The sequence below is a fragment of the Maricaulis sp. genome, from assembly GCF_034670125.1.
Taxonomy (GTDB): Bacteria; Pseudomonadota; Alphaproteobacteria; order Caulobacterales; family Maricaulaceae; genus Maricaulis.
In genome coordinates this window covers 525,084-539,909 of the sequence record NZ_JAXMOC010000002.1, presented here as the reverse complement: position 1 = coordinate 539,909, position 14,826 = coordinate 525,084, and the positions used below count along the sequence as shown (strand labels likewise).

Annotated in this window: 15 protein-coding genes and 1 tRNA gene; 11 read left to right on the top strand and 5 right to left on the bottom strand. The window is 63.8% G+C overall.

What is annotated here, in order from left to right; all coding sequences use genetic code 11:
- Positions 1-44: 44 nt before the first annotated feature.
- The 3 genes from VOI18_RS05890 (at position 45) to VOI18_RS05880 (ending at position 1,828) form a co-directional block, all read left to right on the top strand.
- On the top strand, positions 45-602 hold the full coding sequence (locus VOI18_RS05890; RefSeq protein WP_323761476.1) for a DUF805 domain-containing protein: 558 nt from the start codon (positions 45-47) through the stop codon (positions 600-602).
- An 89-nt stretch (positions 603-691) separates the two neighbouring features.
- Complete coding sequence (locus VOI18_RS05885; RefSeq protein ID WP_323761475.1) at positions 692-1,144, top strand: DUF805 domain-containing protein; 453 nt, start codon at positions 692-694, stop codon at positions 1,142-1,144.
- 147 nt (positions 1,145-1,291) lie between these two features.
- On the top strand, positions 1,292-1,828 hold the full coding sequence (locus VOI18_RS05880; protein WP_323761474.1) for a hypothetical protein: 537 nt from the start codon (positions 1,292-1,294) through the stop codon (positions 1,826-1,828).
- A gap of 12 nt (positions 1,829-1,840) precedes the next feature.
- Here the strand turns inward: VOI18_RS05880 and lipB are convergent, their stop codons facing one another.
- Positions 1,841-2,521 carry a lipoyl(octanoyl) transferase LipB gene (lipB, locus tag VOI18_RS05875; RefSeq protein ID WP_323761473.1) on the bottom strand — a complete coding sequence of 227 codons (681 nt, stop codon included), beginning with the start codon at positions 2,519-2,521 and terminating at the stop codon, positions 1,841-1,843.
- Between the two features lie 82 nt (positions 2,522-2,603).
- Between lipB and VOI18_RS05870 the strand changes: the two genes are divergently transcribed.
- Together VOI18_RS05870 and VOI18_RS05865 are read left to right on the top strand one after the other, a co-directional pair.
- On the top strand, positions 2,604-2,852 hold the full coding sequence (locus VOI18_RS05870; RefSeq protein ID WP_041637474.1) for a FliM/FliN family flagellar motor switch protein: 249 nt from the start codon (positions 2,604-2,606) through the stop codon (positions 2,850-2,852).
- Between the two features lie 63 nt (positions 2,853-2,915).
- Positions 2,916-3,002: transfer RNA gene (locus VOI18_RS05865), tRNA-Leu, on the top strand.
- A gap of 46 nt (positions 3,003-3,048) precedes the next feature.
- Here VOI18_RS05865 and VOI18_RS05860 read toward each other — a convergent pair.
- Positions 3,049-3,975: a hypothetical protein gene (locus tag VOI18_RS05860; RefSeq protein ID WP_323761472.1), complete on the bottom strand. Its 927-nt coding sequence runs from the start codon at positions 3,973-3,975 to the stop codon at positions 3,049-3,051.
- Positions 3,976-4,134: 159 nt separating this feature from the next.
- On the opposite strand from VOI18_RS05860, the gene mgtE reads away from it, so the two are divergent.
- The 6 genes from mgtE to VOI18_RS05830 all read left to right on the top strand — a co-directional run bounded on the left by mgtE (position 4,135) and on the right by VOI18_RS05830 (position 11,234).
- Positions 4,135-5,526: a magnesium transporter gene (mgtE, locus tag VOI18_RS05855; protein ID WP_323761471.1), complete on the top strand. Its 1,392-nt coding sequence runs from the start codon at positions 4,135-4,137 to the stop codon at positions 5,524-5,526.
- A 64-nt stretch (positions 5,527-5,590) separates the two neighbouring features.
- On the top strand, positions 5,591-6,535 hold the full coding sequence (locus tag VOI18_RS05850; protein ID WP_323761470.1) for a kelch repeat-containing protein: 945 nt from the start codon (positions 5,591-5,593) through the stop codon (positions 6,533-6,535).
- Between the two features lie 66 nt (positions 6,536-6,601).
- Positions 6,602-8,662 (top strand): glycoside hydrolase family protein, encoded by a 2,061-nt coding sequence (locus tag VOI18_RS05845; RefSeq protein WP_323761469.1) that lies wholly within the window; start codon positions 6,602-6,604, stop codon positions 8,660-8,662.
- 78 nt (positions 8,663-8,740) lie between these two features.
- Entirely contained in the window at positions 8,741-9,913 is a 1,173-nt protein-coding gene (locus tag VOI18_RS05840) for an isovaleryl-CoA dehydrogenase (RefSeq protein ID WP_323761468.1), read from the top strand.
- Positions 9,914-9,973: 60 nt separating this feature from the next.
- Positions 9,974-10,678, top strand: a complete 705-nt coding sequence (locus tag VOI18_RS05835; RefSeq protein WP_323761467.1) for a flavodoxin family protein — start codon at positions 9,974-9,976, stop codon at positions 10,676-10,678.
- Between the two features lie 55 nt (positions 10,679-10,733).
- On the top strand, positions 10,734-11,234 hold the full coding sequence (locus tag VOI18_RS05830; protein ID WP_323761466.1) for a lysozyme inhibitor LprI family protein: 501 nt from the start codon (positions 10,734-10,736) through the stop codon (positions 11,232-11,234).
- On the opposite strand, the gene VOI18_RS05825 is transcribed toward VOI18_RS05830, so the two are convergent.
- From VOI18_RS05825 to VOI18_RS05815, 3 genes are all read right to left on the bottom strand, one after another.
- Complete coding sequence (locus VOI18_RS05825; protein ID WP_323761465.1) at positions 11,219-12,973, bottom strand: patatin-like phospholipase family protein; 1,755 nt, start codon at positions 12,971-12,973, stop codon at positions 11,219-11,221. The genes VOI18_RS05830 and VOI18_RS05825 overlap by 16 nt on opposite strands.
- Positions 12,974-13,085: 112 nt before the next feature.
- The gene (locus VOI18_RS05820) at positions 13,086-13,730 is read right to left on the bottom strand and encodes a hypothetical protein (RefSeq protein ID WP_323761464.1); all 645 of its coding nucleotides are present in this window, start codon (positions 13,728-13,730) and stop codon (positions 13,086-13,088) included.
- Between the two features lie 189 nt (positions 13,731-13,919).
- Positions 13,920-14,753, bottom strand: a complete 834-nt coding sequence (locus tag VOI18_RS05815) for a DUF5694 domain-containing protein (protein ID WP_323761463.1) — start codon at positions 14,751-14,753, stop codon at positions 13,920-13,922.
- Positions 14,754-14,826: the final 73 nt, after the last annotated feature.

Here is a 14,826-nt window from a genome sequence, read left to right as displayed (position 1 = left end):
ATATCTGACGCCCGGGCGCATGGACGGACGAAAAGGCGATACCCATGGATTGGCAATTCCTGTTGTTCGACCCCAATGGCCGCATCGGTCAGAAGGACTTCTGGATCGGCGTCGCCATCATTCTCGGCGGCAACATACTGGCTGATGTCGTCCCGATTCTGGGGGGCTTGCTCTGGTTGCTTCTGGTTTGGGTCGGGATCGCTGTTTACGGCAAGCGATTGCACGATATCGGCCGGTCAGCTGGGTTGCATGCCATCCCCTGGGCTCTGAATCTCGTGCTATTCCTGCTCGGCTTCATGATGCTGGGAGGTGTGATCGTCACGGCGATCATGACCGGGGGCGATGTCGGGCCGGGCCTGTTCCTGTCGGCCGGTGGTGGCCTGCTGTCGCTGGGAGCGATCAGCGTTCTTGTCTGGGCCGTGTACACGATCTGGCTCGGACTCGCGATCGGCGACAGCGGCGACAATGTCTACGGCATGGTGCCGCCCGTCGATGGAGCCGCCACCCGGGCTGGAGGTGCGACCGATCCCAAGCCGAACCAGGACCCGAAATTGCCGCCCGCCGGCGGCGGTGGCGATGGCGGCGGCGGCGGACCCGTCTGACCAAATTCGCGTATCAGGCGTATGGGGCGTGGCAGTTTCCCTGATTTCGGGTAGTCTTTTCGGATCAACGACCGGGGAGGGTCGAAGCCATGTCATTGAACACATTCATTCTCCAACCTGCCGACGCCAAGCGCATCCTGTTCGGGGCTGCCGGCAAACTGTCACCGATGGAGTTCGCGCAGGGGATCATCGCGATCATCGTCGTCAACCTGTTGCTGCAAATCCTGTCATTGATGCCGGTTCTGGGCGGCGTTTTCGGCCTGGTCGGCATCCTCGTCGGCCTGGCCTCGATATTCGCCTGGGTTTGCGTCTATTCGAAGCGGTTTCACGATGCCGGCCGGTCCGGTTGGCTGACATTGGCCGCCATCGGGGCAGTGATTGTTGTTTCGGTGGTCGTCAATCTGGTGCTGGCGCCTGTTCTGGGCGCTGGCGCGGCATCGACCGGTGGCTGGCCCGTGGTCACCCCGGCCACGGTCCTTGCCTCCAGCATGACCAGCATCATTGCGAACGCCGTGGTCGGCTACTTCATGTACAAGCTCTAGCCCGATGCCCGACTGACCCGGTGGGATCGCGCCGGGTCGAATCCTGCTTGAATATGGCCGGTTCCCGGGTAGTTACGGGACCGGTCATATTTATTGTCCGGGCCTTGCCGCCCGCCCATCCTTGAAGCCGCCGACAGGACAGCCGTCATGAACTTCCTTGCCCTTCTCCTGCCCAATCACCGCGCCTCGGTCTCGGCCTTTGTGCTGGGGGTCATCATCCTGATGGCGCTGGATGCATTGCGGTTGACCTACGGGACGGCCCCGGTCCCGGGCATCGTGCCCCTGTTCGCGATCTGGTTCGTGTGCCATTCGCTGTTCGCCAATCGACGCCGGCACGCCGGTCGCGGAACCGGTCTGGCCATCCTGCCACTGGTGCTCGCCATACTGGCCAAGGGCGTCGGCGCCCTTGTCGGGTTCGGCATGCAGGTCTTCGAGGCCATGCTTCAGTTCGCGGAGGAACAGGGTCTCGATACCTCGGATCAGGTCGCGTTCAGCGAGGCCCTGGCCGACCCGGGTTTCCAGCCGGCGTTCCAGGCCTGGCTTGAGGCCGACCAGGAGCGATTGATGGCGATGGTCCAGGCGGGCGCCTGGCCGTCCTTCATCGGCTTCTGGATGGTCCTGGGCGTGTTCGCGATCTGGTTCGCGACACTGCAGCGCAACGGCACCAGCGCCGACCAGACCTGACCGGATTCCTGTTCAGTCCGGCGCCAGATCCGGCGCATCCGCCCGTCGGACCGGTCCGAAGGCCTCTGTCCAGGCCAGATGAAGCGCAATGTCGAAATCGGCCATGTCGATGGCGTGTCCCAGGTCGGCCAGTGAGGTCACGCCAAAGCGCGGGTCTGAAATGCCGCACGGCGTGATCCCGCCGAAATGGCTCAGGTCCGGATCGACATTGAAGGCGATTCCGTGAAAGGACACCCAGCGCCGCAGACGCACGCCAATGGCGGCGATCTTGTCCTCGCGACCATCCGACCGGTCGACCCAGACGCCGACCCGGCCATCGCGGATGCCGGCTGAAATGCCGAACTGGGCGGCAGCCCCGATCAACCAGTCCTCCAGCGACTGGATGAACTTGCGCACATCCCGGCCGCGCTTGGTCAGGTCGAGCATGACGTAGGCCACGCGCTGGCCGGGGCCATGATAGGTGTACTCGCCGCCGCGTCCGGTCTCATGAACCGGGAAGCGGTCCGGCGATAGCAGGTCGCCGGCCTTGGCGCTGGTCCCGGCCGTATAGAGCGGTGGGTGCTCCAGCAACCAGACCATCTCATTGGCCTCGCCCGCGGCGATTGCTGCCGCGCGCGCTTCCATGAAGGCGAGGGCGGGTTCATAGGGCGTCAGACCGGGCGAGACCGCCCATTCGATGTTTGGTAATGCCATATCTTGATGTCTTAACGCTGCGGAAACCGTATTGGCCAAACATCAGGCCCGCGATGATGATCCGCAAGTCCTGGAGTGCGACGTGAGTCAGATCAGTTCGGTGGAAGTGGAAATTTCTGTCCTGTTGGGCCGGTCGAAGATGCCGATCCAGCAATTCCTCCGCATGGGACGCGGTGCAGTGATCCCGCTCGATTCGGGTGAGGACGACCAGGTGTGGATCCTGGCCAACAACCATCCCATCGCTCGCGGCGATGTTGTCATCCAGGGTGATCGTATCGCCGTGTCCATAACCGGGCCGGCCGATGCCAATGAATTCTTCGCAGCTGCATAAAGCGTTGCAATACCCTCTTCACAAGGTGCGGGGATATTGCTATCTCCCGCGCCTCCATGACGTGCGGTCGTGGCGGAATTGGTAGACGCGCAGCGTTGAGGTCGCTGTGGGGTAAAACCCGTGGAAGTTCGAGTCTTCTCGACCGCACCATGTCTCTCCAGGTGAGAGATCCCGACATATGATCTGAAGACGCGGACTACCGGTCGGGCGCGAGCGTGGCCGGCTCCAGGACCGTGATCCTGTACGCCGCGGACACGCAGGCGATGCTGGCCAGGGAATAGGCGACCAGCAGCAGGTTCAGCGGCAATTCCTCCACAACCAGGCGCAACCAGAACAGCGGTGTGCCGATATCATCCGGCAGGTCGCCGGGAGTGGCGGGCAGGGCTGCCATGGCTGACAGAACCAGTGAGTTCGAGCCGATCACCACAGGTATGATGAGGCCGATCGAGACCAGGGCGACCAGCCACAGGCTGGCGCTGAGCGCCATGGCGACAGGTGCGGTGCGTCCCAGTGCTGTCCCGAACCAGTCGCGCCCGCCCAGCACGCTGGAGGGATAGACGAAGGCCAGTCGGGCAAACAGGGTGCTCAGGCAGATCGCGGCGATGCCGGCAGCGACCCCGGCGGCCAATCGGGCGGTTTCGCCATCCAGCCCGGTCATTTCGGCCAGCGCGACCATCAGGGCCGCCAGCACGAACACCAGGCCGGCGGTCACCAGGATCAGGGCACCCAGCGCGAGGGATCTGAGCAGGATGCTCCAATAGCCGGTTTGCGGCACGTCGATGCCGGCCGCGGCCGCCGGACGCTCCAGCATAGTCCTGTGTCCCAGGAAGACGAGCACAGCCGCCATGGCCGTCTCGAATACGGTGGTTGTCCGCCCGATCAGCAGCGCGAACAGGGTGACCGCGGTATAGGCAAGGCTGACCCCGATCCACAACGTGACCAGGGCGCCGAGCCGGTCCTTCATCGTTGTGACGGCTTGGCCGAGGAGCGGGGTTGCTGTGTAGCGTGGCGACCCGCCGAAGCCGGTGAAGCCGAGCACAAAAAGGACCATCAGTGACAGTCCGCCGCCAACCGCCAGGCCGACCAGAACCGGAAGGTTTTCCTCGCCCGTGATGCTGAACACGCCTTGGCCCCCCTTCGACCCGATAAAAGTCATAAAGGGCCGCTAGTTCAGGTCAATACGATTGAGGTTGGCAGGCGGGACGGTTAAGACTTCTGCATCAGTCGCGTCCTCACTGCCAACCCGCACTGATCCCAACCATTTCCCTGCCAGGAGGCCAGCATGGGCGAAGCTGCTTTTGATGACGATGTCCTGATCGATTCGCCGGCACGGGCGGATACCGATCCGGAATTCGTCGCCAACTTGCGGCAGGCCATTGCCGATGCGGACGACAATCTTGTGCGCCGCATGCTCGCGCCGCTGCATGAGGCGGACATTGCCGACGTCCTCGAACAGTTGTCGGCCAGCCAGCAGGGGGCGCTCGCGCAGCTGTCGCCCGATATTTTCACCGGTGAGGTGCTTGCCGAGCTGGAGCCGGACTCCCGCGAAGTGGTGATGGAGTATCTGGACACGGCACATCTGGCCGCCGCGATCCAGGAGCTCGACTCCGATGATGCGACCGAAGTCGTCGAGGAAATGGATGACGAGACACGCGCTGCCGTGCTCGCCGAGTTTTCCGAGAGCGACCGGGAGGCGGTCGAACAGAGCCTGTCCTTCGAAGACGAGACGGCCGGTCGTCTCATGCAGCGCGAATTCGTTGCTGCGCCGGAATTCTGGTCGGTCGGCCACGCGCTGGATCACATGCGCAATGAGGCCGACGAGCTGCCCGACAAATTTCACGACCTGTTCGTGATCGATACCGGCTTTCGTCCGGTCGGTGAGATCCCGGTCTGCCGGCTGGTCAGCGCCCGGCGCGATGTGGCGCTGAGCGATCTGATGGAGGCACCGCGTATCCTGGTGGCCCCGGAGACCGACCAGGAAGAGGTCGCTTACCTGTTCCAGAAATACCACCTCGTCTCCGCCCCGGTGGTCGATGATGCCGGGCGCCTGACAGGGATGCTGACCCTGGACGATATCGTCCACGTCATCCAGGACGAGAACAAGGAAGACCTCCTCGCTCTCGCCGGCGTCAACGAGGCGGGACTGGCCGACACCGTCTATCGCTCCGTCCGCTCACGTGCACCGTGGCTGCTGGTCAATCTGGCGACCGCGATCCTGGCCTCCGGCGTCATTGCCCTGTTCGAGGGGGCGATCTCGCAGGTTGTCGCGCTGGCGGTGTTGATGCCGATCGTCGCCTCGATGGGGGGAAATGCGGGGACCCAGTCGCTGGCTGTTGCCGTGCGGTCGATTGCCGAACGTGACCTGACAGCCGCCAACGCGGTCCGTGTGATCTGGCGTGAGCTGGCGACCGGCTTCGTGAACGGCATCATTTTCGCCGTGGTGATGGGGCTCGTGACCGTGTTGTGGTTCCAGGACTGGGGCCTGGCGGCGGTGATCGCGATCGCCATGGTGCTCAACCTGGCCTGTGCTGGCCTGTCCGGTATTCTCATCCCGCTGGCCATGGTCCGGTCGGGCGCTGACCCGGCTGTGGCATCGTCTGTGTTTGTGACCACCGTGACAGATGTTGTTGGTTTCCTGGCCTTCCTGGGGCTGGCGACAATCGTCCTGTTGTGATGATATCGATGTCGGGGTGGCAAGGTCGGGTGGTCAGACACCCTCGCAATGAAATGGTGAAAGCGTGCGTTTAACTGTCCTAATCGTGAGCCTGCTGGGATTGCTGGGAAGCCCGGCCGTCGGGCAGGGTGAGTGGGAGAGCGCCGCCCGGCTGGATGCATCCCGTGCCGGCCTGTCTGTCGCGGTCTATGACGGCCGCATATATGCGGCTGGCGGCTCGGGCCTGACCGATCCGCGCGACGAGTTCGAAAGCTATGACCGTGAGCTCGATCGCTGGTTCCCGGAAACACCCCTGCCTCGCGGCCTCGAGCGCTTTGGCATGGCGATGATCAATGACCGGATCTATGTGGCTGGCGGATACGCCCGCGGCGACGACGGTGTTGCACCCAGCGCCGGCGTCTGGTCGTGGTCCTTTGCCGGCAATATCTGGCAGAGCGAAGCCGCGATGCCGGCTGCCAAGGCCGACATGGCCCTGCTGACAGTCGGCAGTTCCCTGTACGCGTTCGGCGGGCTCAGCGATGACGGACAAGCCTTCGTCTTCGACCCCGAGGAGCGCAGCTGGGACAGCCTGGAAATCCCGGAGGGCGTGACGCGGCGCGGCGTTTCTGCTGCGGTGCTGGACGGTCATGTCTACCTGGTCGGCGGTCGCCTCGGAGCCGAAACCACCACGCGGGTGGATGTTTTTGATCCGCTCGGCGGTGCGTGGTCACGGGGGCCGGACCTGCCGTCGCCACGGTCCGGTGCCGCAATCGCGGTACTCCACGGCCGCATCCATTTGCTCGGGGGACGGGGGCCCGACGGTCGGGAAACACTCCAGACCCACCTCTCCTGGCAACCCGGTGAGGATGCCTGGCGTGAGGAGGCGCTGTTGCCCGCACCGCGTACCGGTGGAGGGGCGGCGGTCCTGGCCGATGAGATCTACCTGGTCGGTGGCGGGGCTGGCGGCGGTTTTCTCGCGCCCTTCACCGCGCTCGACACCACCGATGTCTATGACCCCGGTCAGGACTAGCGTCGCGGCGTCAGGCTTGCAGGGACGGGTCATATACTTGGCGCGCCGTCCTAAAACGGAACACGCATGAAACCGCGATTGAAAACATCTCCGGCTGCCCGCGAACTCATCAAGCGGTTTGAGCCTTTCCGACCTCAGGCCGAGCAAGGCGATGACGGCCGTTGGGTTGTCGGCTATGGCCACCGCGCCGCCGCCCGGTCCGGCGTGCAGGTCAATGAGGATGAAGCCGCGCTGCTTCTGATCTATGACGTCATGCGCGCTGAAGAAGTCGTTGATGACAGCATTACCGGCCCGTTGTCACGCGGCCAGCGCGATGCCCTGACCTCCTTTGTCCATGATGTGGGTGTTGACAGTTTCCGCCGGTCTGACGTCGCCCGCTACCTGTTCGAAGGACGGGCCCGGGCTGCCGGCGAAGCGCTGGCAGCATACGGTGACGGTACGTCGTCGCGTCGCGAAGCGGAAAGCCGCCTTTTCCTGGATGCCTTGATGCCGGCCCAGCCGGGCAAGGCCCGCAAGTCCGAGCCGGTCGAGCTGGTGATCAAGATCGAACATCCGGCTGAGGAACGTGTCCTTGAAGGCGCGATCGCCGGACGCGACGCGCCTGTGCCCGAAACAGCACCGGACTTTCCGCCGCCGCCGCCTCCCTTTGATGCCGGCCTTGCCCGTCGCCGCGAGGCCGAGGACGAGATCGCGCGAATTCTGGCAACCGTCGAAGCGCTGCCACCGGAAGTTCGCCGCGAACTCGGCGAGACAGACATGGCGCCCGTCGCCGAGGCCGTCTCCGAGATGCGGGACGACCCGATCGAGACTCGTTTTGAGGCGGTTGAGGACGTGCCGGAACCGGACGACGCGGCGGAGGACACAGCTGTCGAGGCCCTGGCTGTCGACCCGGAATCTGACGAGTCCACGCCCGAAGAAGCCTCGCCGGAAGACGTCACGACAGGCGAGACGGTCGAAACCGGTCCTGCGGCAGAATCGGCAACCGCGGATGACCCGGAGGCCGCAGCTGACCGGGTACTGGCTCGGATGGCCGAGGATATCGCCGATGTAGAAGGCGAAGCGGAAGCGGTTGACGCGATCGTTGATGCTCCCGCCGACGTGCCTGAAATCGACGAATCCGCCAACGACGAGCCTGCTGACGACGAGCCCACAGCCGAACTCTCTGAAGTCGACGTCACGGAAGTCGAGACATCGGACTCCGACCGGGCGGCTGACGGCATGACCGCAAGGACGTCCGCGCCTCTGGCAGCGTTTGACCTGCCCGAAGGCATGGGGCTGGGATTTGTGCTCACTGACGGCCAGCCTGCCGACGATTCAGCCCAGGCCGGGCTTGGATCCGCCGCGCCGGTCAGTGACTCGACCGAGCCGGCCATGCCGGAGCACTATGCCCTCGATCTTCCCGCTGGCATGGGGCTGGGCTATGCGTTTACCAGTGTGATGGAGGGCCGCTTCCAGGTCGTGGCCGACGAAGCGCCTGTCCAAATCCCGGAACGTCCCGAACACGCCCCGGTCTTGCAGGTTGAAGCGGACGCCGAAGCCGGCACCGACCCGGACGCCAACACCGGCACTGAGTCGAAAACCGAAACCGAGATTGAAACCAGCGCCGGGCCGCAACCGGTCACGGTTCCGCAAGCCGATATCGTCGAGCGCACCGTCGCGCTGGCCGGTGACGATGTTCCGCCGCCGCATCCGGCCGAAACACCGGCTGCAGCGCAGGGCGCTGTCGGCGACGTTGAAGGTGAGCCCGTCGCCGATGTCGATGCGGGCCAGGCTCCGTGCGATGATCCCGGTGATGATCCGTTGATGGGCGGCCATGACCCGATGGCGGATGACGCTGATGATTTCACGCCGCGCGACCTGGCGGCAGACGTCCACACCACGGCGCCCCGTCCGGGGCCACGGTCCGATGACGGTCTTTGGACGTTTATCGCCGTTTTGATTGCGGGCGGCCTGCTGGCGGGTTTTGGCAGTGTCCTCGCGGCGGCCGAGTGGGACTACATCATGGCGCAGCGTGAAATGACGCTGAATTTCGGAATGGCGATCGCGGGATTTTTCCTTGTCATCGTTGCCGGGTGGCAGCTCGCGTCCATTTGGCTTGCCAAGTTGAAACAAAAGGCTCGCGACTAGCCCTTTTCGCGCCAATCTGTTCCACAGCCTGCACCGGTCTGACTTGACCCGGTCGTGGGCCGTGTTACATCGCGCAACATGATACCGAACCAATACCCTTCGCTTGATTTCAATCTCGGTGACACCGCGGAAATGATCCGCGACACCGTTCGATCCTTTGCCTCTGACGAGATCGCGCCACGCGCTGCCGAAATCGACAGGACCGATGTTTTCCCGGCTGACCTGTGGCAGAAAATGGGTGAGCTCGGCCTGCTTGGCATCACCGTTGGCGAGGAAGACGGTGGCACCGGTCTGGGCTATCTCGAGCATGTGATTGCGATGGAGGAAATCTCCCGCGCGTCGGCCTCGGTTGGCCTGTCCTATGGCGCCCATTCCAATCTCTGCGTCAACCAGATGCGGCGCTGGGGCAATGCCGAGCAGAAAACAAAATACCTGCCCAAGCTGATCTCCGGCGAACATGTCGGATCCTTGGCCATGTCCGAGCCGGGCGCCGGGTCCGATGTCGTTTCGATGAAGCTCAAGGCGGAACGCAAGGGTGATCATTTCGTGCTCAATGGCTCGAAAATGTGGATCACCAATGCGCCCGCCGCCAACACGCTGATCGTCTACGCAAAGACCGATACCAGCGCCGGGTCGCGCGGCATCTCCGCCTTCATCATCGAGCGTGGCATGAAGGGTTTCTCGGTAGCGCAGAAGCTCGACAAGCTGGGCATGCGGGGTTCGGAAACCGGTGAACTGGTGTTCGAGGACTGCGAAGTCCCGGCCGAAAACATGATGGGCGAGGAGGGCAAGGGTGTCGAAATCCTGATGTCCGGCCTCGACTATGAGCGCGCCGTACTGGCCTCCGGGCCGGTCGGGATCATGCAGTCCTGCATGGATGTGGTGATGCCCTACATCCGCGAGCGCAAGCAGTTCGGCAAATCGATCGGCGAATTCCAGCTGGTGCAAGGCAAGCTGGCTGACATGTATGTCCGCATGAACGCCACGCGCGCCTATGTTTATGCTGTCGCACAGGCCTGCGATCGTGGCCAGACCACGCGCAAGGATGCCGCTGGCGCCATCCTCTATGCCGCTGAGGGCGCGACCCAAATGGCGCTGGATGCGATCCAGCTTCTGGGCGGCAATGGCTATATCAATGAATACCCGGCCGGTCGCCTGCTGCGCGATGCCAAGCTCTACGAGATCGGCGCCGGGACGTCGGAAATCCGTCGCTGGTTGATCGGTCGCGAATTGTTTGACGAGACGAACTAGTCCTGCACGGGCGAGGCAGGCGTGATAGGCTCCGGGCCATAGCCGCCCGGAGCCTTTTTCATGGCCGACTATTCCGATCTCAAAGCCGTTTTCGTCAACTGCACGCTCAAACGCTCACCCGAGACCTCGAACACCGAGGGGCTCATGGGCGTGTCGAGGGCCATCATGGACCGGCAGGGTGTCAGCACCGAGCTCGTCCGCCTGGTCGATCACGATATTGCCTTCGGCGTCTATCCCGACATGACCAAGCATGGCTGGCCAAGCGATGAATGGCCGTCCGTCTGGCAGCGTATCGAGGCGGCGGATATCCTGGTAATCGGCACGCCGATCTGGCTGGGCGAGGAAAGTTCTGTCGCGCGAATTCTCATCGAGCGGCTCTACGCCCAGTCCGGTGATCTGAATGGGAGCGGGCAGTATGCCACCTATGGCAAGGTGGGCGGGTGCCTGGTGACCGGTAATGAAGACGGAATCAAGCATGTCGCCATGAGCGTGCTCTATGCGCTCCAGCATGTTGGCTACACCATCCCGCCCCAGGCGGATGCCGGCTGGATTGGCGAGGCGGGTCCGGGGCCATCCTATCTGGACGAGAACTCCGGCGGGCCGCAAAATGATTTCACCCAGCGCAACACCACATTCATGAGCTGGAATCTGATGCACATGGCGGCAATGTTGAAGCGGGCGGGCGGCTTGCCGTCCGAGGGCAATTCACGCACGGCCTGGGATGATGGTGCGCGGTTTGATCACCCCAATCCGGAATACCGGTAAGTAAGGCTGACGACGGCAAGGTGGCCTGATAGCGTCACCGCACAGGGAGACCCGCATGAGACGATATTTGTGTGCACTGATTGTTGGTCTGATGGTCGCCGGGTGCGGCTCTGCCCCGGCCGAGCCCCAGCCCGGCGGGATGGACCGGCTGTCGGCCTATGATACGATCGACGCCTGCCTGTACCGCCATCCGGCGGCGACGGACCGGGCAGTGTGCATTGGCGAGTTCAGCCAGGCATGCGAACAGCTGGCGGCGGATGGCGAGACCACGACCGGGATGCTGACCTGCCGCGGCGAAGAGTTCGAGGCTTGGGACCGCTGGCTGAATGAGAGCTATCTCGCGCTGCGGGAAAGCCTGGCCGGCGAAGCGGTTGTCACCTTGCGCGAGGCTCAGAGAAGCTGGATCGCCCATCGTGACCAGGACTGCCTGTTCCTCGCCAGCCTTTACGCGGGCGGCACGCTCGAGCGGGTGGAACAAGCGAGCTGCCTGAGTCGAAAAACCGCCGAGCGGGCGATCGAACTGATGCATTGGGACGCCGACTATCCGCCGTTTTGAGGCGCCGCCTTGAGACCCAGCGTCACCCGCATTTCGTCACCTATGCCGGCCAGCATGCCCTGGGCAGCGTCATAGCCGGCATCGCGAACTTCCTCGAACCGGTCCCAGGAGCGGATATCGACGGAGGTTTCCGGCAGGATGAGCAAATCCGCCGCCTCCCGGCCGAGGTCGCGATGGTCGGCGACCCCGATTGTTGCCGCCCGCATCAAAAGCGAGGCGATGGGCGGGGGGGATTTCAGGCCGTTCTTGCGGACCCACTCGATAAAGCCCGGCGGGTTCTCGAAGTCTTCGGGGTTGAGGCCCTGGGCGCGCGTCACGTCAACACCGACCACCGGACCGCGATGGAAGGCCCGCATTTCGCGAGCCGGGAAATTCGAGAAAACCGCGCCATCGACCAGGATCTGTCCGTGTACCACGACAGGCGGCAACAGGCCCGGAATGGCGATCGAGGCGCGCAGCGCGTGGCGCAGCAGTCCGGTGCGATGTACCTGGGGGCGGCCGCTCGCCAGGTTTGAGGACAGGCAGAAAAAGGGGCGGACCATTTCCGCAATCTCGACCTCGCCGAAATGTTCCTTGAGCCGTGCGTCGACCTTCTCGCCCTTGGCCAGCGACACCACCGGCAGGGTCCAGTCATCGAGCGGGTTGGAGTCGACGAATGCCTTGCGGATGCGCCGCTCAAGCTCGTCATCGGACCAGTCCAGCGCAATACCGGCCGCGATAATCGCACCCATTGACGCACCGCCGACAAAATCGAACGGCATGCCCGCTTCGCGCAGGGCCCGGATGGCGCCCATGTGGGCATAGGCCCGGGCGCCGCCGCCGGACACAACAAGTCCGACCGAGCGGCCGGCCAGGGTACGGGCCAGCCGGGCGGTATCGGCAACATGATGATCCTGGCGCCAATGGAATACGCGGGACGCGTCGGCGGCGTTGGCCCAGTCTTGCGGCCGTGATGCCGCCAGGACGCCGCCCGGGTGCAGCAACACCACGTCCAGCAATTTGAGCTTCATCGCCGGTGACGGGTCGTCGGGCAGGAGCGGGGTTGAGGGGCGGGCGTCGGCGCGGGCAAACAGCCACATCCGGTCGGCCCGGCCCATGGCCCGACGGGCCCAGGCCGGATTCGAGAAACGTGCGGTCAGCAGGACGATGTCGTGTTCCGCTTCCATCGCGTCCAGTTTCTGACCGGACCAGTCCGCACAGGTCTCGTCGGCGATGCCGCAGCGGACACCCATGCCGGACAGGGTCGAGGCGATCTCCTTGGACCGGTAGTCCAGATCAATCGTCGGCGAGGTGCTGATGAGCGCGAACACCTTGGGTTCGGATCCGGACGCGCGACGGGGTCCCCGCAAACGCGCCAGCATCATGCGCGACAATTCCCGCATCAGGCTGGCATGCTTGTTGGTCAGACGCTCGAAACTGGCCTTGGGCAGGCGCACCAGTTCGCTGTCACGCAAGGCATAGACGCTGGCCGAATGCGGGGTTTCGTCGAGCATCGACATTTCGCCGACCGGTTCACCGGTGCGGATATAGCCGATCAGGTCGGGCCGCCCGAGCGCACCATTGCGGAAGGCGGCGAGGGCACCCGAGCGCACCAGGTAGATGGCGTCGGCATCGTCACCTTCGCGAAACAGCATCTGACCGGCCGGCAGGCAGAACCATTCCACCTCGTGCTCGACCGCGTCGAGCACGGATTTTTCAACCCGGTTGAGGAAAGGCAGGAAGGAAAGGTTGAGGGGCATGGGTCCGCCAGCACGATGAATCGTCTGGCAGTCTAGGGCTGTGTCGGATGCTTATGAAGGGGGACAGACCGTCAGCGCCATCCCGTCCAGGCCATCCGGGCGTTGCCAGCGATCAGAAACGCCGTCGCAGCACGAGATGGGCGACAGGGCGGACCGAACGGGATTGTGATTCGCCGATAGCCTCGGCATCCATGCGGTCGAGGTCTTCCAGAAGCGGCATGTGCTCGCCGGTTTCCGGATCGAACAGGATCATCTGGTCTTCGCTGGTATCCTGGAAGTAGGCGCCGCCCTCCATTGTGACACTCCAGGCGTCGATGGTGCGGACCGTGATGCCGGCGCCGAAATAGCGTGTCAGCGCGTCGATATTCGAGCGGGACAGCTCCTCCGACAATTCGGCGTGGGGAAAGGCCATCGAGGCCGGGCTGTCGGGCTGTCGCATCCAGGCCGGGATAGCGCGATCGCCGCGTGGCGAGATGGTGCCGGCCGACAGGAAGAACTCATCACCGAACGGGTGAATGTCCACCTGGCCGGAAACCGCGGAGATTTCCGAGACATCATCCCGCTCGCCGGTGAGCAGGATCGGCACCGAGGCGGCGCTCGAGGTGTTAACCCGCCAACGCAGCCATGCGGCATCGCTGGAGTGCTCGATTTCGGTCACGCCTTCAAGCCAGGCGGACGAATCAGACACGGTCTGGGCATGTGACTGCGCCGCGGTGCTCGCAAAAAGTGCGGCGGTAACAAGTACTTGTACGCGCATAAACACCTCCGAAAAGAGACCGGACCAAGTCTAACGCAATCCGGCTACATTCCCTATCAGCCTGCGAGGGAGGACTGAATCATGTCTTAACGAAATGCCGGACTCATTAAGAATCCAGACACCCGGTTCGACCATGAAACCATACGACACGGGACGCTGCGTGCCAAGCCGACTGCCGGAGGTGTCGGGTCAGTCCGTGATCGCCCCGCCGGTCTCTCCGAGATAGTCCAGCGCGTCGACCCATTCGATATTCGGGGCGCCCCCGACGAACTCATCGAGCAAGGCCTTGTGGCCGGAGCCGTATATCACGAGCACCCGCTCGCCGGATTCCGCCAGACGGGCAATATTGGCAAAGATATGGATATTTCGGCCCCACCAATTGGTCATTTCGCGGGCACCGGCCGGGTTGTCGACGCTGCCCATCTGGGCCAGCAGCAAATAAAGGTCGTGCATGTCGCGGGTCGGCTGGGCGTTTTCGCTGATCATCCGCGCAAGCACGGACCGGTCTGACGCGGATGTCGCTGCGATATGGGCCTGGACGCCAGCAATATAGGTCTGCCAGACCGCCATCAGCCGGTCCTGTCCGGCCTCATCGGCTGCGCCCATCATCGCTTCGAAATCCATCCCGCCGGGATGATCGACCGCATACAGCCGGTCATGTCCGAGCCTCGCGGCCAGCCGCATGCCGATCTGCTGGCGCTCATTGACCCCCAGCTCGATTTCCCCGGCCCGGTATTGCGAATAGCGCTCATTGAACCGGGCCTCATGGGCGGGAAGAAGCTCGACCGCGATCCGGGTCGGGGCAAAGGATTCCAGTCGGTCCAGCACGTCCGCGATCTCGGCCTGGCGATGCGGCGCGAGGAAATCATCGACCTCCGGATTGATCATGTCCTGACCGCCGCCGGTGAAATGGAAGCTGCCGAGCACCATCACCTGGCCGTTCGCAACGCGCTCGGCCTCCTGGGCGAATGTGGCCGGCACGATGGTGAGGGCCGTGATGAGGCTGCAAAGAAAGGCACGCATGAATTTCTCCCCGGTTCTGGCGATGTCGGAACCAAGATGCGCCGACCGGGCTGATCGGATGCATGATTGTTTG

Coding starts and splice junctions, on each gene's coding strand:
- VOI18_RS05830 (WP_323761466.1), top strand. CDS start 10,734: ATGAGACGATATTTGTGTGCACTGATTGTTGGTCTGATGGTCGCCGGG.
- VOI18_RS05825 (WP_323761465.1), bottom strand. CDS start 12,973: ATGCCCCTCAACCTTTCCTTCCTGCCTTTCCTCAACCGGGTTGAAAAA.
- VOI18_RS05890 (WP_323761476.1), top strand. CDS start 45: ATGGATTGGCAATTCCTGTTGTTCGACCCCAATGGCCGCATCGGTCAG.
- VOI18_RS05885 (WP_323761475.1), top strand. CDS start 692: ATGTCATTGAACACATTCATTCTCCAACCTGCCGACGCCAAGCGCATC.
- VOI18_RS05845 (WP_323761469.1), top strand. CDS start 6,602: ATGAAACCGCGATTGAAAACATCTCCGGCTGCCCGCGAACTCATCAAG.
- VOI18_RS05815 (WP_323761463.1), bottom strand. CDS start 14,753: ATGCGTGCCTTTCTTTGCAGCCTCATCACGGCCCTCACCATCGTGCCG.
- VOI18_RS05835 (WP_323761467.1), top strand. CDS start 9,974: ATGGCCGACTATTCCGATCTCAAAGCCGTTTTCGTCAACTGCACGCTC.
- VOI18_RS05820 (WP_323761464.1), bottom strand. CDS start 13,730: ATGCGCGTACAAGTACTTGTTACCGCCGCACTTTTTGCGAGCACCGCG.
- VOI18_RS05880 (WP_323761474.1), top strand. CDS start 1,292: ATGAACTTCCTTGCCCTTCTCCTGCCCAATCACCGCGCCTCGGTCTCG.
- VOI18_RS05840 (WP_323761468.1), top strand. CDS start 8,741: ATGATACCGAACCAATACCCTTCGCTTGATTTCAATCTCGGTGACACC.
- mgtE (WP_323761471.1), top strand. CDS start 4,135: ATGGGCGAAGCTGCTTTTGATGACGATGTCCTGATCGATTCGCCGGCA.
- lipB (WP_323761473.1), bottom strand. CDS start 2,521: ATGGCATTACCAAACATCGAATGGGCGGTCTCGCCCGGTCTGACGCCC.